At 60.8% G+C, this 22,268-nt stretch carries 19 protein-coding genes; 13 read left to right on the top strand and 6 right to left on the bottom strand.

Annotation, left to right across the window (positions count from 1 at the left end):
• The first annotated feature begins 251 nt into the window (after nt 1-251).
• From phhA to CRN80_RS18075, 3 genes are all read left to right on the top strand, one after another.
• Nucleotides 252-1,043, top strand: coding sequence for a phenylalanine 4-monooxygenase (gene phhA / locus CRN80_RS18085; protein WP_003192992.1), 792 nt, complete (start codon nt 252-254; stop codon nt 1,041-1,043).
• 98 nt (nt 1,044-1,141) lie between these two features.
• A complete protein-coding gene (locus CRN80_RS18080) occupies nt 1,142-1,498 on the top strand; it encodes a 4a-hydroxytetrahydrobiopterin dehydratase (protein WP_098950725.1) in 357 nt (118 codons plus the stop codon).
• The gene (locus tag CRN80_RS18075) at nt 1,498-2,691 is read left to right on the top strand and encodes an amino acid aminotransferase (protein ID WP_098950724.1); all 1,194 of its coding nucleotides are present in this window, start codon (nt 1,498-1,500) and stop codon (nt 2,689-2,691) included. Before CRN80_RS18080 ends, CRN80_RS18075 begins: the two co-directional genes overlap by 1 nt.
• 526 nt (nt 2,692-3,217) lie before the next feature.
• Here the strand turns inward: CRN80_RS18075 and CRN80_RS18070 are convergent.
• Nucleotides 3,218-4,027: a UDP-2,3-diacylglucosamine diphosphatase gene (locus CRN80_RS18070; protein WP_098950723.1), complete on the bottom strand. Its 810-nt coding sequence runs from the start codon at nt 4,025-4,027 to the stop codon at nt 3,218-3,220.
• A 137-nt stretch (nt 4,028-4,164) separates the two neighbouring features.
• Between CRN80_RS18070 and CRN80_RS18065 the strand changes: the two genes are divergently transcribed.
• Both CRN80_RS18065 and CRN80_RS18060 read left to right on the top strand, forming a co-directional pair.
• Nucleotides 4,165-4,914, top strand: a complete 750-nt coding sequence (locus tag CRN80_RS18065; RefSeq protein ID WP_098950722.1) for an AraC family transcriptional regulator — start codon at nt 4,165-4,167, stop codon at nt 4,912-4,914.
• A 100-nt stretch (nt 4,915-5,014) separates the two neighbouring features.
• Nucleotides 5,015-5,896: a DMT family transporter gene (locus tag CRN80_RS18060; protein ID WP_032895929.1), complete on the top strand. Its 882-nt coding sequence runs from the start codon at nt 5,015-5,017 to the stop codon at nt 5,894-5,896.
• A gap of 2 nt (nt 5,897-5,898) precedes the next feature.
• Here CRN80_RS18060 and CRN80_RS18055 read toward each other — a convergent pair whose 3' ends face one another.
• Complete coding sequence (locus CRN80_RS18055; protein WP_032897830.1) at nt 5,899-6,186, bottom strand: SelT/SelW/SelH family protein; 288 nt, start codon at nt 6,184-6,186, stop codon at nt 5,899-5,901.
• Nucleotides 6,187-6,269: 83 nt separating this feature from the next.
• Between CRN80_RS18055 and CRN80_RS18050 the strand changes: the two genes are divergently transcribed.
• The gene (locus CRN80_RS18050) at nt 6,270-8,459 is read left to right on the top strand and encodes a patatin-like phospholipase family protein (RefSeq protein ID WP_098950721.1); all 2,190 of its coding nucleotides are present in this window, start codon (nt 6,270-6,272) and stop codon (nt 8,457-8,459) included.
• 129 nt (nt 8,460-8,588) lie between these two features.
• Here the strand turns inward: CRN80_RS18050 and CRN80_RS18045 are convergent, their stop codons facing one another.
• Together CRN80_RS18045 and recQ are read right to left on the bottom strand one after the other, a co-directional pair.
• Nucleotides 8,589-9,023 (bottom strand): MarR family transcriptional regulator, encoded by a 435-nt coding sequence (locus CRN80_RS18045; RefSeq protein WP_003193007.1) that lies wholly within the window; start codon nt 9,021-9,023, stop codon nt 8,589-8,591.
• Nucleotides 9,024-9,144: 121 nt separating this feature from the next.
• Nucleotides 9,145-11,274, bottom strand: a complete 2,130-nt coding sequence (recQ, locus tag CRN80_RS18040) for a DNA helicase RecQ (RefSeq protein WP_032895927.1) — start codon at nt 11,272-11,274, stop codon at nt 9,145-9,147.
• Nucleotides 11,275-11,550: 276 nt separating this feature from the next.
• Here recQ and CRN80_RS18035 point away from each other — a divergent pair, with 276 nt between their 5' ends.
• The 3 genes from CRN80_RS18035 to CRN80_RS18025 all read left to right on the top strand — a co-directional run bounded on the left by CRN80_RS18035 (nt 11,551) and on the right by CRN80_RS18025 (nt 16,132).
• The gene (locus tag CRN80_RS18035; RefSeq protein ID WP_098950720.1) at nt 11,551-12,138 is read left to right on the top strand and encodes a YecA family protein; all 588 of its coding nucleotides are present in this window, start codon (nt 11,551-11,553) and stop codon (nt 12,136-12,138) included.
• Between the two features lie 20 nt (nt 12,139-12,158).
• A complete protein-coding gene (locus CRN80_RS18030) occupies nt 12,159-12,542 on the top strand; it encodes a YbaN family protein (protein WP_098950719.1) in 384 nt (127 codons plus the stop codon).
• Nucleotides 12,543-12,661: 119 nt separating this feature from the next.
• Entirely contained in the window at nt 12,662-16,132 is a 3,471-nt protein-coding gene (locus CRN80_RS18025; RefSeq protein WP_032895924.1) for a PAS domain-containing hybrid sensor histidine kinase/response regulator, read from the top strand.
• A gap of 620 nt (nt 16,133-16,752) precedes the next feature.
• On the opposite strand, the gene rmuC is transcribed toward CRN80_RS18025, so the two are convergent.
• Entirely contained in the window at nt 16,753-18,117 is a 1,365-nt protein-coding gene (rmuC, locus tag CRN80_RS18020) for a DNA recombination protein RmuC (protein WP_178081035.1), read from the bottom strand.
• 175 nt (nt 18,118-18,292) lie between these two features.
• Nucleotides 18,293-18,616 carry a hypothetical protein gene (locus CRN80_RS18015; protein WP_032895922.1) on the bottom strand — a complete coding sequence of 108 codons (324 nt, stop codon included), beginning with the start codon at nt 18,614-18,616 and terminating at the stop codon, nt 18,293-18,295.
• Between the two features lie 457 nt (nt 18,617-19,073).
• Here CRN80_RS18015 and CRN80_RS18010 point away from each other — a divergent pair, with 457 nt between their 5' ends.
• From CRN80_RS18010 to CRN80_RS17990, 4 genes are all read left to right on the top strand, one after another.
• Nucleotides 19,074-19,379 carry a hypothetical protein gene (locus tag CRN80_RS18010; RefSeq protein WP_056786475.1) on the top strand — a complete coding sequence of 102 codons (306 nt, stop codon included), beginning with the start codon at nt 19,074-19,076 and terminating at the stop codon, nt 19,377-19,379.
• 441 nt (nt 19,380-19,820) lie between these two features.
• On the top strand, nt 19,821-20,045 hold the full coding sequence (locus tag CRN80_RS18000; RefSeq protein WP_003193022.1) for a hypothetical protein: 225 nt from the start codon (nt 19,821-19,823) through the stop codon (nt 20,043-20,045).
• A gap of 278 nt (nt 20,046-20,323) precedes the next feature.
• On the top strand, nt 20,324-20,806 hold the full coding sequence (locus CRN80_RS17995; protein WP_032895919.1) for a hypothetical protein: 483 nt from the start codon (nt 20,324-20,326) through the stop codon (nt 20,804-20,806).
• 145 nt (nt 20,807-20,951) lie between these two features.
• Entirely contained in the window at nt 20,952-22,229 is a 1,278-nt protein-coding gene (locus CRN80_RS17990; RefSeq protein WP_098950717.1) for an OmpP1/FadL family transporter, read from the top strand.
• Nucleotides 22,230-22,268: the final 39 nt, after the last annotated feature.

The following is a 22,268-nucleotide window of genomic DNA, read 5'->3' as shown; positions in this document are numbered from 1 at the left end:
ACTCGAAAAGGGAGTAGGCGCCGCGTCTTTTTGTCGCTGGGCGCAGATAGTCGTCAAGATTATGTGACAGTACGGCCGCTATTCCCAGCCCATAGCTGCGACAGGCGGGCCTATCGTAACGAATACTTTACGATTAACGGTAATTTTTCCTACACGCATCCTCTAAAGGCGGATGGAATCCTGCGCCTATCCGGTTATCAATAGAGGTATCCCAGGACATAACAAGAACGAATGCCTAGCAGGAGAGCCGTATGAAGCAGACGCACTACGTGGCCCGCGAGCCCGATGCGCAAGGTTTTATCCACTACCCGCCCGAAGAACACGCGGTGTGGAATACCCTGATCACTCGCCAGTTGAAAGTGATCGAGGGCCGCGCCTGCCAGGAATACCTGGACGGCATCGACAAGCTCGGCCTGCCCCTGGACCGCATTCCCCAACTGGGCGAAATCAACAAGGTGCTGGCCGACACCACCGGCTGGCAAGTCGCCCGCGTGCCGGCGCTGATTCCCTTCCAGACTTTTTTTGAATTGCTGGCCAGCAAGCAGTTTCCGGTGGCGACCTTTATTCGTACCCGTGAAGAACTGGACTACCTGCAAGAGCCGGATATTTTTCATGAGATCTTTGGCCACTGCCCGCTGCTGACCAACCCCTGGTTCGCTGAATTCACCCACACCTACGGCAAGCTCGGCCTGGCGGCCACCAAGGAGCAACGGGTGTACCTGGCGCGCCTGTACTGGATGACCATCGAGTTCGGCCTGGTGGACACGCCCCAAGGGCGGCGCATCTACGGTGGCGGCATTCTGTCGTCGCCTAAAGAAAGTGTGTATTGCCTGTCGGACGAGCCCGAGCACCAGGCCTTCGACCCGCTGGAAGCGATGCGCACCCCCTATCGCATCGACATCCTGCAACCGTTGTACTTCGTCTTGCCCGAGCTCAAGCGCCTGTTCGACGTGGCGCAGGAAGACATCATGGGCATGGTCGAGCGCGGCATGCAGCTGGGTCTGCACGCGCCGAAATTTCCACCCAAGCCCAAAGCCGCGTGAACCTCACGTTTTAAGGCCAGGTGAGTCTGTTCCCTGGCCCCGCGTTGCTTTAGGGTAACGCCACTGACCTTCAATCATTCGAATTCAGGACACCTTCCATGACCACCTTGAACCAAGCCCACTGCGAAGCCTGCCGCGCCGATGCCCCGCAAGTCAGCGATGAAGAACTGCCGGTGCTGATCAAGCAGATCCCTGACTGGAACATCGAAGTGCGCGACGGCGTGATGCAGTTGGAAAAGGTTTTCCTGTTCAAGAACTTCAAATTCGCCCTGGCTTTCACCAACGCGATGGGTGAAATCTCCGAAGCCGAAGGCCATCACCCTGGCCTGCTCACCGAGTGGGGCAAAGTCACCGTGACCTGGTGGAGCCACTCCATCAAGGGTCTGCACCGCAACGACTTCATCATGGCCGCGCGCACCGACGACGTGGCTAAGACTGCCGAGGGCCGCAAGTAATGCATTTCGATGCCATCGACCGCGTGCCCGGCGACCCGATCCTCGGGTTGATGGACCTGTATACCCAGGACGCCAACCCGAACAAGTTCGACCTGGGCGTAGGTGTCTATAAGGACGAGCAAGGCCTGACGCCGATTCCCCACTCGGTGAAGCTGGCGGAACAGCGCCTGGTCGAGACCCAAGTGACCAAGACCTATATCGGTGGGCATGGCGATGCAGCCTTCGGCAGCCTGATCAGCGAACTGGTGCTCGGCGCCGACTCGGCCTTGCTGCGTGACCGCCGCGCTGGCGCCACGCAAACCCCAGGCGGCACCGGCGCCCTGCGCCTGAGTGCCGACTTTATCGCCCACAGCCTGCCGGGCCGTGGCGTGTGGCTGAGCAACCCGACCTGGCCGATTCACGAAACCATTTTTGCCAAGGCCGGGCTCAAGGTCAGTCATTACCCTTACGTGGGCAGTGACAACCGCCTGGATGTGACGGCGATGCTGGCAACCCTGTCCAGCGTGCCCAAGGGCGACGTGGTATTGCTGCACGCGTGCTGCCATAACCCGACCGGCTTTGACCTGTCCCAGGATGACTGGCGCCAGGTGTTGCAGATCGTGCGGGAACGCCAGTTGCTGCCGCTGATCGACTTTGCCTACCAGGGCTTTGGCGATGGCCTGGAACAGGACGCCTGGGCGGTGCGCCTGTTTGCCGCCGAGCTGCCGGAAGTGCTGATTACCAGTTCCTGCTCGAAGAACTTCGGCCTGTATCGCGACCGCGTGGGAGCGTTGATTGTGTGTGCGGCGGATGCTGAAAAGCTCACCGATGTACGCAGCCAACTCGCGAATATCGCTCGCAACCTGTGGTCGACGCCGCCGGATCATGGCGCCGCCGTGGTGGCGACCATCCTCGGTGATGCACAGCTGAAAAAGCAGTGGAGCGAGGAAGTCGAGGCCATGCGTTCGCGGATCGCCCAGTTGCGTTCCGGGTTGGTGGAAGCGCTTGCGCCCCATGGGCTGGCCGAGCGCTTTGCGCATATCGGCGCGCAGCGGGGGATGTTTTCCTATACCGGCTTGAGTGCCGAGCAGGTCAAGCAACTGCGCGAGAAGCACAGTGTGTATATGGTCAGTTCGGGGCGGGCTAACGTGGCTGGGGTTGATGCGACGCGGTTGACGTTGCTGGCTCAAGCCATTGCTGACGTTTCCAACTGAAGAAACGGGATTAGGTGTGGGAGCTGGCTTGCCTGCGATGGCGGTGGGTCAGCCGACGCCTACCTGACACATCGCGATCTAACTGTGGGAGCGGGCTTGCTCGCGAAGGCGGCCTAGCAGTCAACACAGTTGGACCGGGTACATATCCGTTATTTAGGTAACGGCCACCTAGGGTTCCGCCCTGACGGCGGCTCACTTTTGAACAGCGCAAAAGTAAGCAAAACGCTCTTGCCCCACCACTCGGCACCTCGCCTAGGCTCGGTGTGCCCGTAATCCGCCAGTGATTTGGGGGGCCGCCGCCACGCGCCATCCATGGCGCGGGGCGGCTAAACCGGCATCCCTGCCGGTTTACCCCCCAAATCCCTGTCGAATTCCGGCCAGCGTGGTTTAACGGGGCGCCTGAGATCAAAAGCAGATCAAGAGCAAGATCAAGAGCGGCTCGCTTCGCATCGTGGTTACCGTTGGCTGCTACGACCTACAAAGTTGTGTAGACCTAAAGCAATCGCAGGCAAGCCAGCTTCCACCTTCAGCCAGCAACCATTTCAGCCTTCAGCAGTGCCTCTTTAGCCTGCGCATCCGCCAACCGATACAACTCGATATGCCCATCCCAGTGCTCGATCAAGGCCGTGCACGACTCCACCCAATCCCCGCAGTTGAGGTAATCCACCTCGCCCACCTTGCGAATCTCGGCATGGTGAATATGCCCGCACACCACGCCGTGCAATTCGCGCTTGGTTACTTCGTGGGCGATCGCCTCTTCGAAATCGCTGATAAAACTCACCGCTGTCTTGACCTTGTGCTTCAGGTACGCCGACAGCGACCAGTAACCGTAGCCGTACCGCGCGCGCCAGTGATTCAACCAGCGGTTCAGCGTCAGGGTGAATTCGTAGGCCGAATCGCCGAGGAAGGCGAGCCAGCGGTGATAGCGCGTGATCACATCAAACTGGTCGCCATGAATCACCAGTAAGTGGCGACCATCGGCGGTGACGTGCACGGCTTCATCGACCAACTGGATATTGCCCAGGATCAGCTTGGAATAGCGGCGCAGGAACTCGTCATGGTTGCCGGTGACGTAGATGACCTCGGTGCCACGCTTGGCCATGGTCAGCAGCCGCCGGATCACGTTGGTATGGGTTTGAGGCCAATACATGCCGCCGCGCATTTTCCAACCGTCGATGATGTCACCGACCAGGTAGACCTTGTCGGCGTGATAGCCCTTGAGAAAGTGCGACAGGTGTTCGGCCTGGCAATCCCGGGTGCCCAGGTGCACGTCGGAAATCCACAGGGTTCGCACCCGTTGCTTGCGGCTGGGCTTGGTGAACTCGGCACGGGTCATGGGCATCCCTCGACGCTGTTTTGGCGAGCTTGCGCCTTGGCGATTAATAGCCCATGACAAGCGTGCGTCAGTCTGATGACAGCGCTCGTCGCTCGCCAAGCGTTGTAGACTGACAGCTTGCCGCCCTGGAGACCGCGATGAGCCCCACCCTCACGCTACGCCACTACCTCGAAGCGCCCATTGCCCACAGCCATGACCATGCGCAGTTGGTGTTCGGCCTGTCCGGGCACCTGGACCTGGAAGTGGATGGCCGTGGCAGCCAGGTGCGCGAAAGCAGCGTGATGGTGCTGCCCTTCTCCACCCATCATGCCTGCATCAGCCGCGATGGCAGCCGCTGCCTGGTGCTGGATGTGCCGACTGAAAACTGGATGGTGCAATCCTTGGGCGAACATGCCGATGCCAGCCGCCGCTTGCTCGACCAACCCGCGCGCCTGGCGCTGGATGCCCGGCAACACCAACTGGTGCAGTGGCTGGCACAAAGCCCGGTGCACGACCCGCTGATCGTCCAGCAAGGCGCTGTGCTGTTACTGGCCAGCCTCAACCATCCTCAGGCCCAACCGCTGCCTGGCCGGCGCCTGCCTTACGCGGCGTTCAATGCTCATATCGAGCGCCATGCGGCGCGCCCGCTGCAGGTGGCCGACCTGGCGCGGATTGCCGATTTGTCCGTGCCGCGCCTGCATGCAAGGTTTATGGCGGAGTGCGGGCAGACGCCGATGGACTATCTACGCAGTCGCCGCCTGCACATGGCGCTCAGGCTGTTACGCGAAACCTCCCTGCCCATCGGCGAGATTGCCGAGCGCGTCGGCTACGCCTCACAAAGCGCATTTTGCGCGGCCATGCTACGGGCCTTTGGCGCCTCGCCCGGGGCGTTGCGTCGGGCGGGCTAGCAAGAGTCTTGCGCTAAAAATCACCCCGTCCGCGACAGACGCCCACCCGCCAACCCTCTAGACTGCGAGGCTGTCACCCCCTGTTGGATCAAGGATCGCAATGACTCCCCGCTCAGCCCTTGGCGCCCTGCATATCGGCGCATTGATGTTTGGCCTCACCGGTGTATTCGGCAAGCTGGCGGCTGCCTCCCCTGCCATCATCGTATTTGGCCGGGCGGCGTTTGCCGTGCTGGCGCTGGCGGTGTTTGCGCGCTTTGCCAGCAATGCTCCGTGGAAGAGGCTGGAGATGCGTGACTGGCGCCGGCTGCTGGTCAGCGGTGTGTTGTTGGCCGCCCATTGGGTGACGTTCTTTATTGCCGTCAAGGTCGCCGGCGTGGCTGTCGCGACCCTGGGCTTCACCGCCTTTCCGGCCTTTACGGTGATCCTTGAGGGGCTGATTTTCCGCGAGCGTATTCGGGCCAACGAAGTGCTGCTGGTGGTGCTGGTTACCGTTGGCCTGGTGCTTGTGACTCCGGATTTCAATCTCGCCAGCGAGGCTACGGGCGGGCTGCTGTGGGGTATCGCCTCGGGCTTGTTGTTCTCGTTGTTGTCGCTGAACAATCGCGCCAGTTCCGGGCGCATTCCTGCGGTCCAGGCCGCGCTGTGCCAGAACGTCGTGGTCGCCGCGCTCCTGCTGCCCGTGGCCGCGCCGGGGCTGGCGGATGTGCGTGCAATCGACTGGTTGTGGATCGGGCTGCTGGGGGTGTTTTGTACCGGCTTGGCCCACAGCCTGTTTGTCGCCAGCCTCGCGGTGATCAAGGCGCGCACCGCGTCGGTGGTGTTTGCCATGGAGCCGGTCTACGGCATCACCGTGGCCTGGCTGCTGTTTGCCGAAACCCCGACCTTGCGCATGTTGCTGGGCGGCGCCTTGATCATCGTCGCCATCGTGCTCTCGGGCCTGATGGGCAGCGCCAGCCAGGCCAAACAACCGGCGCCGGCCTGACTTCAGGCGCTACGGTCGTTATGCCCGAGGTCGCGCTGCGGGTCGATCTGGTCGCGCACTCGCTGCTTGAGCACCTTGGCCTCGGGAAAACCGCCATCGGCCTTGCGCTCCCAAATCTGCACGCCATCACAGGTGATGCGAAACGCGCCGCCAGTGGCCGGTTCCAGCGCCACGCGCCCCAAATCATCGGCAAAGGTGCTGAGCAACTCCTGGGCCAGCCACGCGGCGCGCAGCAACCACTGGCACTGGGTGCAATAGGTGATGACGATCTCGGGTTTGCATGCAGACATCATTAAGCGGCTCCTGGCGTAACAGGCTCAGCGAATCGGGTGGCTATAATAGCGGCCTTTGTCGCCCAGCCACGAGATTGATGATGCGCCGCCTGTTGTCTTGCCTGTTCCTGTGCCTTGTCCCCCTACTTGCCGACGCTGTAGAAGCCCCCCGCCCGAAAATCGGCCTGGTGCTGTCTGGCGGTGCCGCCCGTGGCCTGGCGCACATCGGCGTGCTCAAGGCGCTTGAGGAGCAAGGTATTCATATCGATGCGATTGCCGGCACCAGCATGGGCGCGGTGATTGGCGGGTTGTACGCGTCGGGCTACAAGATCGACGAGCTGGAGAAATTGGCGCTGGGGATCGACTGGCAGCAGGCCCTGTCCGACGCGCCACCGCGTGAAGACGTACCGTTTCGGCGCAAGCAGGATGACCGGGATTTCCTGGTCAAACAAAAACTCAGTTTCCGCGACGATGGCAGCCTCGGCCTGCCGCTGGGCGTGATCCAGGGTCAGAACCTTGCACTGTTGCTGGAGAGCATGTTCGCCCACAGCAGCAACACGCGTAACTTCGACAAGCTGCCGATCCCCTTCCGCGCCGTGGCTACCGACATCACCACCGGCGAAAAAGTAGTCTTCAGCAAAGGCCACCTGCCCCAGGTGATCCGCGCCAGCATGTCGATCCCGGCGGTGTTCGCCCCGGTGGAGCTGGATGGCCGCCTGCTGGTGGACGGCGGCATGACCGACAATATCCCGCTGGACGTGGCGCGGGAGATGGGCGTCGACATCGCCATCGTGGTCGACATCGGCACCCCGCTGCGCTCGCGCAAGCAACTGGCCACCGTGGTGGACGTGCTCAACCAGTCCATCACCCTGATGACCCGGCGCAACTCCGAGGAGCAACTCAAGGCCCTGTACCCCAAGGACGTGTTGATCCAACCGCCGCTGGCCGCTTATGGCGTCACCGATTTCGGCCGCGCCAAGGACATGATCGAAGCCGGTTACCGCGCCACCCGTGCCCTCGACGTACGCCTGGCACACCTGCGCCCTGCCGAACCCATCGACGCCGACCTGATAGCTGCGCGCACGCCAGGCGAACGCACCCCGGTGATCACCGCAATCCAGGTGGAGAACGACTCCAAGGTCAGCGACGATGTTATCCGCTACTACATCCGCCAGGACCTGGGAGAACCGCTGAACCTGGGCCGCCTGCAATCGGACATGGGCACCCTGTACGGCCTGGATTACTTCGAGCAGGTGCAATACCGCGTGGTAAAAAAAGGCCAGGACAACACCCTGGTAATCAGTGCACGCGGCAAGCGCAGCGGCACCGACTACCTGCGCCTGGGCTTGAACCTCTCGGACGACATGCGCGGCGACAGCGCCTTCAACCTCGGCGCCAGTTACCGCGTCAACGGCATCAACCGCCTCGGCGCGGAATGGCTCACACGGGTACAGATTGGTGATCGGCAGGAACTGTACAGTGAGTTCTACCAACCCATGGACACCGGCTCACGCTACTTCGTGGCCCCCTACATCAGGGCCGAGGCACAGAACGTCGAGCTGATCCTAGATAACGACCCCATCTCCGAATACCGCCTGGAACGCTATGGCTTTGGTTTGAACGTGGGCCGGCAGATCGGCAACAGCGGCGAGATCCGCTTTGGCGTGGGCGAAGCCTGGGGCAAGGCGGACGTGCGCATTGGCGACCGCGACCTGCCGAGCGTGAGCTTCAGCGAAGGCTTCTATGAGCTCAAATACTCCTTCGATTCCCTGGACAACGTGTACTTCCCCCACAGCGGCGAAGACATCGGCCTGGCGTTCCGCGAATTCGAACCCGGCCTGGGCTCGGACCAGCGCTACCGCCAATGGGAGTTCAAGCTGGACAAGGCCATGAGCCACGGCCCGGACACCCTGATACTGGGCGGCCGCTATGGGCGCACCCTGGATGATTCGGATGTGGTGATTTCCAGCTTCCTGCTGGGGGGCGCACGGCAATTGTCGGGCTTTCGCCAGGATGCGATTTCGGGGCAGAACATCAGCCTGATGCGCGCGGTGTACTTCCGCAGGCTCACTCCGCGTTCTTACCTGCCGCTGGACTTCCCGTTGTACCTGGGTGCATCCCTGGAACGGGGCCGGGCGTGGAACAACGATAACGAGTTCGACAGCGGCTATATCAACGCCGCGAGTATTTTCCTGGGGTTTGATACGCCATTGGGGCCGCTGAATTTCAGCTATGGGTTCAACGATGATAATCAGAAGGCGGTGTACTTGAACCTGGGCCAGACGTTCTAGGAAAGGATTGCCAAGGACTTTTGTAGGAGCGAGCTTGCTCGCGAAAAATCCACAGACGCCGCGTTTATTCAGAAAGCCCGCATTATCGTGACGTTTTTCGCGAGCAAGCTCGCTCCTACATACTGCAGATCAGGACTTTTCCAGGTTCGCCAGGATGTGCTCATGCACCCGCATGCACACCCGCAGGTCTTCTTCATTCACGCCCACGAACAACTCATGGCGCAATGCCGTGGCGATGGTTTCGATCTGGTCGATCAGCGGTTGGGCGGTATCGCACAGCAGGATGCGTTTGGCACGACGGTCTTCCACCACGGCTTGGCGTTGTACCAGGCCCTGGCCTTCGAGGCTGTCGAGCAGGCGGGCCAGGGTGGGCCCTTCCACGCCGACACTTTGGGCCAATTCACGCTGGGTGGGTGCTTCGACAAAACGGGCCAGGTGCAGCAGCACCAACCAGCGCGCCTGGGACAAGCCCAGCCCCGCCAGGCGGCGGTCCAGTTCGGCGCGCCACCCTCGCGACATTTGCGCCAACTGCATGCCAAAACGGTGTTGATCGGTTAACGGCATAAAAAACTCGTGTTTAAGACTGAAAATAAAGTATGGCTAATTATTAGTCAGCTAAGCATGAGCCCTGCCCGTAGGCAAGGCCCGCTATGTACTGATTCGTTACATTGTCGTAATTGCCACACTAAATTTCGAATTCCGACTGCAAAGCGGCACGCACGCAGTACAAAACGCCTTCCGGAACACGCCCGGTAAACAACGGCGCAATCTCCGTCACAGCTGGCAATTCGCCTTCTCCATCGAGAAAGGCGTCCTGGATTTCACCGAGCAAATCCTCTGGCAAATCAAGGGCCTGCTCCAGGGACAATTGCTGCTTGCCGATGGCTTCGGCGAGCAAGGTGTACACGTTTTTTTCCGAGCATTGCAGCTGGCCAGCGATCTGGACCGGGGTCATGCCGGCGCGGGCCAGGCTGATCAGTTCGTGGCGAATATCAGCGATTTCCTTCGGCGCTTCGGCCTGGCCGCCGAGCACTTCCAGGAAGGCCTGGCCGTAGCGCTCCAGTTTGCGCGCGCCCACGCCGCTGACTCGGGCCATCTCGGCCATGGTGGTGGGCTGCTCGCGCAGCATCTCCAGCAAGGTGGAGTCGGGGAAGATAACGTAGGGTGGCACGCTGTGCTCCTGCGCCAATTTGCGCCGCAGGGTGCGCAAGGCTTCCCATTGTTCACGCTCCTCGCCCCGCACCAGCTGGCTGGCCTGGCTGGTACTGCTGCTTTTGGCGGTGGTCTGCGGCTTGAGGTCGCGGCGCAGTTCCAGGCTTACTTCGCCCTTGAGCAACGGCCGGCAACTGTCATTCAGGCGCAGCCCGCCGTAGCCCTCGATATCGATGTCGACCAGACCACGGGCCACCATCTGCCGAAACAGCGAACGCCACTCACCTTCAGCGCGGGCTTTGCCGACACCGTACACCGAGAGTTTCTCGTGGCCGAAGCTGCGGATTTTTTCGTTGTCCTTGCCCAGCAGAACATCCACCAGATGGCCCACGCCATAGCGCTGGCCGGTGCGATAGATCGTCGACAACGCCTGGCGCGCCGGTTCGGTGGCGTCCCAGGTTTGCACGCCGTCGATGCAGTTATCGCAGTGGCCGCAGGGCTCAGGCATGTCTTCGTCAAAATACGCCAGCAGAGTCTGGCGGCGGCAGCGGGTCTCTTCGCACAACGAAAGCATGGCATCGAGCTTGTGCTGCTCCAGGCGCTTGTGGCGCTCGTCGCCCTCGGAGTTCTGCAGCATCTGCTTGAGCATCACCACGTCTTGCAGGCCGTAGACCATCCAGGCATCCGCCGGCAGGCCATCGCGGCCGGCACGCCCGGTTTCCTGGTAATAAGCCTCAAGGGACTTGGGCAGGTCCATGTGCGCCACGAAACGCACGTTGGATTTGTCGATGCCCATGCCAAAGGCAATGGTCGCCACCATGATCAGGCCTTCCTCGTTGAGGAAGCGTTTTTGGTGCGCAGACCGCGTGTCATTGGGCAAGCCGGCGTGGTAAGGCAGCGCCGGGTAGCCTTGCTCACAGAGGAACGCCGCGACCTCGTCGACTTTCTTGCGCGACAGGCAGTACACGATGCCCGCATCACTGCGCCGCTCGGACAGGAACGCCAGCAACTGCTTGCGCGGCTGCTCCTTGGGCACGATGCGGTAGAAAATATTGGGCCGGTCAAAACTCGACAGGAAGCGCTCGGCGTTCTGCAAATGCAGGCGCTCGACGATCTCTTCGCGGGTCCGCTTGTCAGCGGTGGCGGTCAGCGCAATGCGCGGCACATCGGGAAAAAGTTCGGCCAATTGGCCAAGCTGCAGGTATTCGCGGCGGAAATCGTGACCCCATTGCGAAACGCAGTGGGCTTCGTCGATGGCGAACAGGGCGATCTCAAGGCTCTGCAAAAAGGCCAGCATGCGTGGCTGCACCAGGCGCTCCGGCGCCAGGTAAAGCATTTTCACTTCGCCACGCTTGATGCGGGCGGCCAGGTCGCGCTGCTGCTCGGCGCTGAGGGTGGAGTTCAACGACGCGGCAGCGACTCCGAGCTCTTCAAGGGTGGCGACCTGATCGTCCATCAGTGCAATCAGCGGCGACACCACCACGGCCAGGCCATTGCGCAACAGCGCCGGCACCTGGAAGCACAGCGACTTGCCGCCACCGGTAGGCATCAGTACCAGGGCATCGCCGCCACTGGCCACGCGCTCAATGATCGCACCCTGGCGGCCACGAAAACTGTCGTAGCCGAAGATGTCCTTGAGGACGCGTTGAGCCTGCTCGAGCATGTAAAACTCCAAAATGGTGCCGAAATCCCTCTATACAGGCTGGCCGAAAAAATCCGCGTTCACGAAAAAAAATCCGTAAGCGAAGTTTTCCCGGATTGGCGCTGGGCCTGTAGGGGCATCACAAAACGCGGCAGTATACCCGAGCGTTATCCCCCAAAGGGCGCGACTGACGAATAGACGCACCAGGCTAAAACCGGGCAAATATGCCGTGCGGCTGGCCTGGGCGCTCAAGAAAGCCTAGAATTCAGCATCGTTTATTCCCAAGGTAGCCCTTCAATGTCCTTCGCTGAGCAACTAACCCGCCTGCAAGCCTTCCTCGACGCCGATGAGCTGCATGACGAGGCGCTGGACTACGTGGCCGCCCACGGCTACCTGACCGCCCTGTCGATCTGCTCCGACCCCGTCCCGGACCGTGAATGGATCGACGCGCTGTTCGCTGAAGAGCCTCACTACAGCGACGACGCCCAGCGCACAGAAATCGAAGCCACCCTGGTCGCCCTCAAGGCCCACATCGCCCGCCAACTGGCCTCCGACGAAGAGTTCGAGCTGCCATGCGAGTTGGACCTGGGCGACGATCCGGATGACTCCGACCTGCGTGGCTGGTGCATCGGCTTCATGGAAGGCGTGTTCCTGCGCGAAGCCGCCTGGTTCGAAACCGCCGAAGAAGAAGTCAGTGAAATGCTGCTGCCGATCATGGTCGGTTCGGGCCTGTTCGAAGAGGAAGCAGAGTTCTCCGACATCGCCGCCGACGCCAACCTGATGGACGACATGATCGTGCAGATCCCGGAAGCCCTCACCGCGCTGTACCTGCTGTGCAACGCGCCTGACGAAAAACCGGCGATCCTCAAGCCACGTCACCACTGAGTCGCTTGCCCGTGGCACCCATGGGCAACCGTCCACTGCTCCTACGCTACGCGCTGCTGGCCATTGGCTGGCTAAGCGTAGCGCTAGGCGTCATCGGTATTTTCCTGCCGGTGTTGCCGACCACACCCTTCCTGCTACTCGCCGCCGCCTGCTTCGCTCGCAGCTCCCCGCGCTTCTACCACTGGCTGGTGGAACATCCGCACCTGGGGCCTTGGGTGCGCGACTACCTGGACGGCAATGGCATCCCGCTCAAAGGCAAGGTCTACGCCATTGGCTTGATGTGGTTGAGCATCTCGATTTCCTGCTACCTGGTGCCGCTGCCGTGGGCAAGGGGCTTTATGCTGACCAGTGCGGTGCTGGTGACGATCTACATCCTGCGCCAGAAAACCCTGCCGCCACGCTGAGCGACGCCTGCGACATTCGATCCCACACGACCTTGGTCGACACTGACTAACATCAGGCATCATGCGAGACTGTCCAGCCGGGCCTGGAATGCCCGGGTGTTCTTATGCTCGGAGTTACCATGACGCTGTCCAGCGGGCTGATCGCCGCCGTTGCCCTGGCCTATATGGCCACTATGTTTGCCATCGCCTTTTACGGTGACCGCCGCCATGCGCCACTGCCACCGCGCGTGCGTGCGTGGGTGTATAGCCTGTCGCTGGCGGTGTACTGCACCAGTTGGACCTTCTTCGGCGCCGTAGGCCAAGCGGCCGAACAACTGTGGGCATTCTTGCCGATCTACCTGGGGCCCGTGCTGTTACTGGTGCTGGCCCCCTGGGTGCTGCAGAAGATGATCCTGATCAGCAAGCAGGAAAACATCACCTCCATCGCTGACTTTATCGCCGCCCGCTACGGCAAGTCCCAGTCCCTGGCGGTGGTGGTGGCGCTGATTTGCCTGGTCGGCGTGCTGCCCTATATCGCGCTGCAGCTCAAAGGCATTGTGCTGGGCGTGAACCTGCTGATCGGCGCCGGCCCCGACACCACCGGCACCCGCGCCCAGGACACGGCCTTGATTGTGTCGCTGGTATTGGCGCTGTTTACCATCGTGTTCGGCACCCGCAACCTCGACGCCACTGAACACCACCGCGGCATGGTGCTGGCGATTGCCTTTGAGTCGCTGGTCAAGTTGTTCGCTTTTCTGGCCGTCGGTGCGTTTGTCACCTACGGCTTGTACGACGGTTTCGGCGACCTGTTCAGCCAGGCCATGCTCGCCCCGCGCCTGGAGGAGTACTGGAAAGAGACCATCAACTGGCCATCGATGGTGGTACAGACCGGCGTCGCCATGATGGCGATCATCTGCCTGCCACGACAATTTCATGTGACGGTGGTGGAGAACATCGACCCCCAGGATTTGCGCCTGGCCAAGTGGGTATTCCCGGCCTATTTGATCCTAGCAGCACTGTTTGTGGTGCCCATCGCCCTGGGCGGCAAGATGCTGTTGCCAAGCTCTGTGCTGCCGGACTCCTATGTGATCAGCCTGCCGATGGCCGAGGCCCACCCGGCGCTCGCCGTGCTGGCGTTTATTGGCGGTGCGTCGGCGGCCACCGGCATGGTGATCGTGGCGAGCATCGCCTTGTCGACCATGGTCTCCAACGACATGCTGCTGCCGTGGCTGTTGCGCCGATCCAGCGCCGAGCGGCCATTCGAAGTCTTCCGCCACTGGATGCTGTCGGTACGCCGGGTGAGCATTGTGATCATTCTGCTGCTGGCGTACGTGAGCTACCGCTTGCTGGGCTCCACCGCCAGCCTGGCGACCATCGGCCAGATCGCCTTTGCCGCCGTGACCCAACTGGCCCCGGCGATGCTCGGCGCGCTGTATTGGAAGCAGGCCAACCGGCGTGGGGTGTTTGCTGGTTTGGCCGCCGGTACCTTCTTGTGGTTCTACACCTTGGTCCTGCCGGTGACGGCGAAAAGTCTGGGCTGGTCGCTCAACCTTTTCCCCGGCCTGACCTGGATGCACTCCCACCCGTTCGGGCTGTCGGTGACGTCGCTGACCCTGGGCACTGTGTTCTCCCTGGCCGGTAACTTCACCCTCTTCGTGTGGGTGTCGATGCTGTCGCGCACACGGGTTTCCGAGCACTGGCAGGCAGGCCGTTTTATCGGCCAGGAAATCAGCCAGCGCGCGAGTGCGCGTTCCATGCTGTCGGTACAGATCAGCGACCTGCTCAGCCTGGCGGCACGCTTCGTCGGGGAAGAACGGGCCCAGCAGAGCTTTATTCGTTTCGCCTATCGCCAGGGCAAAGGCTTCAACCCCAACCAGAATGCCGATAACGACTGGATCGCCCACACCGAACGCTTGCTGGCTGGCGTACTCGGCGCCTCCTCGACGCGGGCGGTGGTGAAAGCGGCGATTGAAGGGCGGGAAATGCAACTGGAGGACGTGGTCCGTATCGCCGACGAAGCCTCGGAAGTGCTGCAGTTCAACCGCGCGCTGCTGCAAGGCGCCATCGAGAACATCACCCAGGGCATCAGCGTGGTGGACCAGTCGCTCAAGCTGGTGGCCTGGAACCGGCGTTACCTGGAACTGTTCAACTACCCGGACGGCTTGATCAGCGTTGGCCGGCCGATTGCAGACATCATTCGCTACAACGCCGAGCGCGGCCTGTGTGGCCCCGGTGAAGCGCAAGTGCACGTGGCGCGTCGCCTGCACTGGATGCGCCAGGGGCGTGCGCACACCTCCGAGCGCCTGTTCCCCAATGGCCGGGTGATCGAGTTGATCGGCAACCCGATGCCCGGCGGCGGGTTTGTCATGAGCTTCACCGACATCACCGCGTTCCGCGAAGCCGAACAAGCGCTGACCGAGGCCAACGAGGGCCTGGAGCAGCGAGTGACCGAGCGCACCCATGAACTGTCGCAACTGAACGTGGCCCTCACCGACGCCAAAGGCGTGGCCGAATCTGCCAGCCAGTCGAAGACGCGGTTCCTGGCGGCCGTGAGCCATGACCTGATGCAACCGCTGAACGCTGCGCGGCTGTTTTCCGCCGCCCTCTCCCACCAGACCGATGGCCTGTCCAGCGAGGCACGGCAATTGGTGCAGCATCTGGACAGTTCACTGCGCTCAGCTGAAGACCTGATCAGTGATTTGCTGGATATTTCGCGCCTGGAAAACGGCAAGATCAATCCGCAACGCCAGCCCTTTGTCCTCAACGAGTTGTTCGACACCCTGGGCGCAGAATTCAAGGCGCTGGCTCAGGAGCAACACTTGCGCTTCCGCTGGCGCGGCAGCCGTTTACGGGTCGACAGCGACATCAAGCTGCTGCGGCGGATTTTGCAGAATTTTCTGACCAATGCCTTCCGTTATGCCGACGGCCCGGTGCTGCTGGGCGTGCGTCGTCGCAAGGGCGAACTGTGCCTGGAAGTCTGGGATCGCGGCCCTGGCATTGCGCCGGATAAACAGAAGGTCATCTTCGAAGAGTTCAAGCGCCTGGACAGCCACCAGACCCGTGCCGAAAAGGGCCTGGGCCTGGGCCTGGCGATTGCCGACGGCCTGTGCCGCGTACTGGGCCATCGCCTGAGCGTACGCTCCTGGCCGGGCAAAGGCAGCGTCTTCAGCGTGTGCGTGCCGCTGGCCCGCAACCAGGCCAGCGTGCAACCCAAGGCGCCGGCAGAAACCGGCCTACCCTTGAGTGGCGCACGGGTGCTGTGCGTGGATAACGAAGACAGCATTCTGATCGGCATGCGCAGCCTGCTCACGCGCTGGGGCTGTGAAGTCTGGACAGCCGCCAACCAGGCCGAATGCGCGGCGTTGCTGGCCGAGGGTATCCGCCCGCAACTGGCGTTGGTGGATTACCACCTGGACCATGGCGAAACCGGTACCGAGTTGATGGGCTGGCTGCGTGCGCAACTGGCCGAGCCGATTCCCGGTGTAGTGATCAGTGCCGATGGGCGACCGGAGATGGTGGCCGAGGTGCATGGGGCGGGGTTGGATTACTTGGCCAAACCGGTGAAGCCGGCGGCGTTGCGGGCGCTGTTGAGCAGGCATTTGCCCCTGTAACGGCATAGGTATGACGCCGAGCCTGTGGCGAGGGAGCTTGCTCCCGCGACGGCCTGACAGCCGGCGCTGATCTAACTGACACACCACGATCCAAATGTGGGAGCTGGCTTGCCTGCGAAGACGGCCTCACAGTCAACACAGTTGGACCGGGTACATATCCGTTATTTAGGTAACGGCCACTTAGGGTTCCGCCCTGACGGCGGCTCACTTTGCAAAAGCGGCAAAGTAAGCAAAACGCTCTTGCCCCACCACTCGGCACCTCGCCTAGGCTCGGTGTGCCCGTAATCCGCCAGTGATTTGGGGGGCCGCCGCCACGCGCCATCCATGGCGCGGGGCGGCTAAACCGGCATCCCTGCCGGTTTACCCCCCAAATCCCTGTCGAATTCCGGCCAGCGTGGTTTAACGGGGCGCCTAAGATCAAGATCACAAGCAGATCAAGATCAAGAGCGGCTCGCTTCGCATCGTGGTTACCTTTGAGCGCTACAGAGTTGTGCCTATGACGGGGCCGAACTCGATCTATGTGTGCGGGCTTGCTCGCGAAAGCATAATGTCAGCCAGCACATCTAACACTGAAACACCGCTTTCGCGAGCAAGCCCGCTCCCACAATTTAGGTCCGTGTTTATTCCGGGAGATGTGCCACGCCGTCCGAATCGGTCATTGCCCGTTCCAGCAGATCTGCCGGCAAGCTCTTACTGGCGCGGGCGCCGAGCAACCTTAGTTGCTCGGTACGGCTGACCAGGTTCCCACGCCCATCCGTCAGCTTGTTGCGCGCCGCGCTGTAGGCCTTGTCCAACTGTTGCAGTCGGTTGCCCACTTCGTCCAGGTCCTGGATAAACAGCACGAACTTGTCATATAGCCAACCGGCACGCTCGGCAATTTCCCGGGCGTTCTGGCTCTGGCGTTCCTGCTTCCACAGGCTGTCGATCACGCGCAGGGTGGCGAGCAAGGTGGTGGGGCTGACGATCACGATATGGCGGTCGAAGGCTTCCTGGAACAGGTTGGGCTCGGCCTGCAATGCGGCAGAAAAGGCGGCCTCGATCGGTACGAACAGCAGCACGAAATCCAGGCTGTGCAAACCCTCCAGGCGCTTGTAGTCCTTGCCGGCCAAGCCTTTGACATGATTACGCAGGGACAGCACGTGTTGCTTCAAGGCGGCCTGGCCAATCACCTCGTCATCCGCCGCGACGTACTGTTGATAGGCGGTCAAGCTGACTTTGGAGTCGACCACCACCTGCTTGTCGTCCGGCAACATGATCAGCACGTCAGGCTGGAAACGCTCGCCGTCCGGGCCCTTGAGGCTGACCTGGGTCTGGTATTCACGGCCCTTCTCCAGGCCCGCGTGCTCCAGCACCCGCTCGAGAATCAGCTCGCCCCAGTTGCCCTGGGTTTTCTGGCCCTTGAGGGCCCGGGTCAGGTTGGTGGCTTCGTCCGACAGGCGCAGGTTCAATTGCTGCAGGCGCTCAAGCTCTTTGGCCAGGGAAAAGCGCTCACGGGCTTCGTTCTGATAGCTTTCTTCGACACGTTTCTCGAAGGACTGGATACGTTCCTTGAGCGGGTCCAGCAGTTGACCGAGGCGTTCCTGGCTGGTTTCGGCAAAACGTTGCTCACGCTCGTCGAAGATCTTGCCGGCCAGTTCGGCAAATTGCGCACGCAGCTCGTCTCGTGAGCCTTGCAGGTCGGTGAGGCGCTGCTGATGACTCTCTTGCTGCTCGCGCAATTCGGCGCTCAGGGCCGCGGCCAAGGCGTCGAGGCGACGCAGTTCGGTTTCCTTGGCGCTGCGGTCGAGGTTCCAGGCGTGCGCGGCGTCGCGGGCGTTATCGCGGTCGATCTGCAACAGTTCGACTTCACGGCGCAGCGCCGCCAGGTCGGCTTGCTTGGCGGCATTAGCCTGGCTCAGGTCACTGATCTCATCGCGGCTGGCGTCCAGTTGGGCGGCGAGCCCTTCCTGGGCCAGTTGCGCGGTCGCCAGGCGTTCCTCCAGCAGTTCCCAGCCGGTGGTGCGTGCGGTCAGGCGCCGCTGGAGTTGCCAGCACAGCGCCAGTAGCGGCACGGCTGCGCCTACAAGCCCCAAGGCGATACTGGTCCAGTCAAACACCATAGCCATTTCTGCCATCACCGAAAAAGAGCAAGGTTAACCAAGCCTAAGGCCGCAGGACAGCTCAGTCTTCGACCTGGCCCAGTTCGCGCTGGGCGCAACGGTCGCCGGCGCGAGCAGCCGAACGCAACAAATCGTGGCCGATGCGCCGGTCACGGGCGTTTCCACACTCGCGACACATCAGTTGGCCGAGACGGCTCTGAGCGGCCACCACGCCTTCGCGGGCAGGCTGCTTGAGCAAGCGGCCGGCGATATGCTTGATATTGGTACTCTGCCCCAGGCGCGGGCTGTCGAGCAGCCACAAAGCAACCTTCAAGGAAAAACGCTTGGGCGCGGTAACAGTTTGGGGCGTGTCGGTAACAGAAGGTGATACTGAGCGAAACTTCATAAAGCACTGTGGGGCAGAACGGAAGGCGCGCCACTCTACTCTTTTTTTCGTACAGGTAAAGCTGAAAAAACCGTGCACGCCCGTCCTAGAGCAAGCGCTCGGGACAATCCACAGAAGCTGTGGATAACTCAGTGGACAACCCCCCTTGAACAGGCGCAAAGCCCCATGGAACGGGGGCCGCAGTCAAACTGACGATTTTTTCACCAATAAAAAAAAGCGAGATTTTTCATTGACTTAAATTTTGATTACAGGCAAATGGGCGCGCTTGCACACCAGTGACAGCAGGGTTACACCCTTGGCAACGAATGTGCACAAGTCCTGATCGGCTGGTTATATCGACGGCGTTTTTTGATTCAACATCGGTTAAACATGTTACTGAGCAGGCAAACTCGAGGGCTTTTCAAATCTGCCTCGGCTCGCCACACTGCGCCACCGACAATGCAAACCAGTAGGGCCGATGAAAGGAATTCTGTTATTCGCCGGGCTGCTGCTGGCCATCTGCGCGACCTCGCTTGGGATCAATGCCGCGCTCCCCTCGCCGGACGGCGCACTGTTTGCTATCGCTATCCTGCTATCGGCCGCCTTTACCGCTGTGATTCTGTGCATCGAACTCAGTGATGGCAGAATCAACGACATGGGCGATGTGATCCGCATGATCGAGACCGGACAGTCTTTGCGACTGACGCTCGCCGCCTACGGGCTGGGATGCGCCCTGGCTGCGGCCATCACCGTGCTGGTCTATCGCGAGTTGCTCGGCGGCTGATGAAGTTTTTTGCAATCGGCCTTCCCTTCCCTGTTTCAATCCGTTACTATCCGCGGCGTTAGTACCAAGCTGAAAGTCAATTCTGGTCGAATACGTCCCCTGAACCACATGGGATCGACCACCTCGATGGTTTCCAGGTATTCCTTGCGACGACACTGCCTTTGAACAAGCAAAGGGTGGCGCGAAGTTCCAATACTCTGACCGAACCAACCTGCAAATTGATCAGGATCTTCACCCCGGGCCCAGAACCTTTGCCCCTGTTGTGTTGCCTGCCCTCCTAAGTACCTACCTGCCAGCCCAAGCGCGCCTAATTTAATAGCGCTTCAAACTGGCTGCTTTGTTCCAGTCGGGTTCTTCGTTTGATCAATGGTGATCAGCGTTACTGGAACGTTTTAACGTTGCACGGTTCTTATCCGTGTCATTTGTAGGAACACCAATAATATGAACGCTCAAATCCACACTCAGGATGCCATTCGCACCCTCACCAACGCTTTTGCCCCAATGAACTGCCTGATCATGGCCGCTCGCAAAGGCTGCTTCAGCTTCACCCTGGTCAACGAACACGGCATCGCTCGTCACAGCGAACGCCTGTACCCCGATCAATACTCCAGCGCAGAACCGCTGCAGGCCGTGATCGATCGTACCCGTCAGGCACTGACTGCCTGATCGACCCGCGTCGCTGAAACTCAAAAAACCCTGTTTGAATAACAGGGTTTTTTATTGCCTGGAATTTGGCACTGAGCACCTGGTGCTAAGTACAAATCGATATAAACGTTATAACCGGTTGCAGAAGATGTTTTAAAAACAGTCCTTTACATCGTAAATATGACACTACACTTCAACTCAAGCGGCATGATCCGCTTACGACGGGCCTGAGATCCGATTCACCGCTGCCAAGCTCCCCTTCTCAGGCTCGTCCACTCTTTGCACGGACTGAGGCTCGTATGGGTATTGCCGCCAGTGAATTGTGTCGTTATGTGATCCGGCCGACGCTGATGTACCTCGGTCGTCACAGCCCAACAGCCGAATCCCTGCTGCTGGGCATTGCCGCCAGCCAGTCCGAACTGGGCTCGGCGCTGCATGACCGGCGCGGCCATGGCCTGTACAGCATCACCGAACCCCGCCACCGCGCCCTCTGGGATGATTACCTGGCGCTGGACCCGGAACGTGCCAGCCTGGTGCGTGGGCTGGCCAGCCAACATGCGTTCCTCAGCGCGCCCCAGTTGGAGTTGACGGTAAACCTGCGCTACGCCACGGCGATCGCCTGGCTGCTGGTGGAACAACATCGTCCTGCCCTGCCCGCGCCCGGCGATGTACTGGCCATGGCGCGTATCTGGAAAGAAATATTCCACCCCCAGGGCCGCCTGCGAGATTTCACCCACGCCTGGGAAACCTGTGTAATCCCAATGAAACAGGCAGCTTGCTGACCGGGCAAATTGCAAGATTCGCCAAAAAACAGCAATTTTGGTCGGATTGTCCTACAAAACCGCTCTATCTCCAGCATTACAGCCTATAGCGCGATCTGAAATTTATTGATACTTTCCGCAGCGGTGATCACACGGAGTTCTAATAATGAAAAAAGTAATGCTCAAGACCACACTTAGCCTCGCCGTTGCCATGGCATCCTCCCAACTGTTCGCTAGCGGCTTTGCCCTCAACGAACAGAGCGTGAGCGGGATGGGTACCGGTTTCGCAGGTCGCTCTTCTTCTGCCGATGATGCGAGCACTGTGTTCGGTAACCCTGCTGGTATGGCACGTCTGGAAGGTCAGCAGGTCACCGGCGGCGTTGCAGCCATTGATGCCTCCACCGATATCAGCAATGTCAGCGGCCGTTCCGCTGGCAGCAATAAAGGCGATATGGTGCCTTTCACTGCCGTGCCTTTCGGTTTCTACACCAATAAACTCAACGACCAGTGGGCTGTCGGCTTCGGCGTCTATGCGCCGTTCGGCCTGGTGACCGACTACGAAAGCGGCTTCCAGGGCCGTGGCTTTGGCAGCAAGAGCGAAGTGAAAGTCATCACCTTGCAACCGACCGTCAGCTACGCCTTCAACGATCGCGTTTCCGTGGGTTTCGGCCCGACGATCAACCGCATCGCCGGCACCCTGGAATCGGACCTGACGCTGAACCCTCGCGCGCCAGACACCAATATCAAGATCAAGGGTGACGACACCGCGCTGGGCTTCAACATCGGCGTGCTGGTTCAAGCCACCGATACCACCCGTGTCGGCCTGACCTACCACTCCAAGGTCAGCTACAAGCTGGACGGCCATACCGAAGTCACTGCACCGACCGCGACCTCGCCGTTCCTGCGCAGCAACCGCTACGACGCTTCGCTGAAAATCGACACGCCTGAGTCCTACGACCTGTCCGTCACTCAAGACCTGACCGACGCGTGGAAACTCTACGCCGGTGCAACCTGGACGCGCTGGAGCCGCCTGAAAGACATCACCGTCAAGAACGAAGGCGTCAGCGGCGCTACTGGCGGCGCGCTTGCCCCAGCCCTGGTCGGCACGATCAAGGAAGACCAGAACTGGCACGACACCTGGGCCTACGCCGTGGGTACTTCGTACCAGCTCACCAAACAGGTGGTGCTGCGTACCGGCCTGACGTTCGACCAGTCGCCGACCAACAATACGGATCGCTCGCCGCGCATCCCGACCGGCGACCGTACGATCTTCAGCCTGGGCCTGGGCTATCAGGTCATGGATAACATGACCATCGACCTGGCCTACTCCTACCTGAAGGAAGAGGACGTCAAGGTTTCGCGTTCCAACCAATTGGCCAGCTACAACGCCAAGTATGAAAACAGCGCCAACGGTTTCGGCTTGGGCATGACCTACAAGTTCTAACCCGCAGCCGTATAAAAAAGCCCCGCTCTCCTGTGAAGG

It is taken from the genome of Pseudomonas sp. FDAARGOS_380, from assembly GCF_002591235.1.
GTDB lineage: Bacteria > Pseudomonadota > Gammaproteobacteria > Pseudomonadales > Pseudomonadaceae > Aquipseudomonas > Aquipseudomonas salmasensis.
This window is presented reverse-complemented; position numbering and strand designations above follow the sequence as displayed.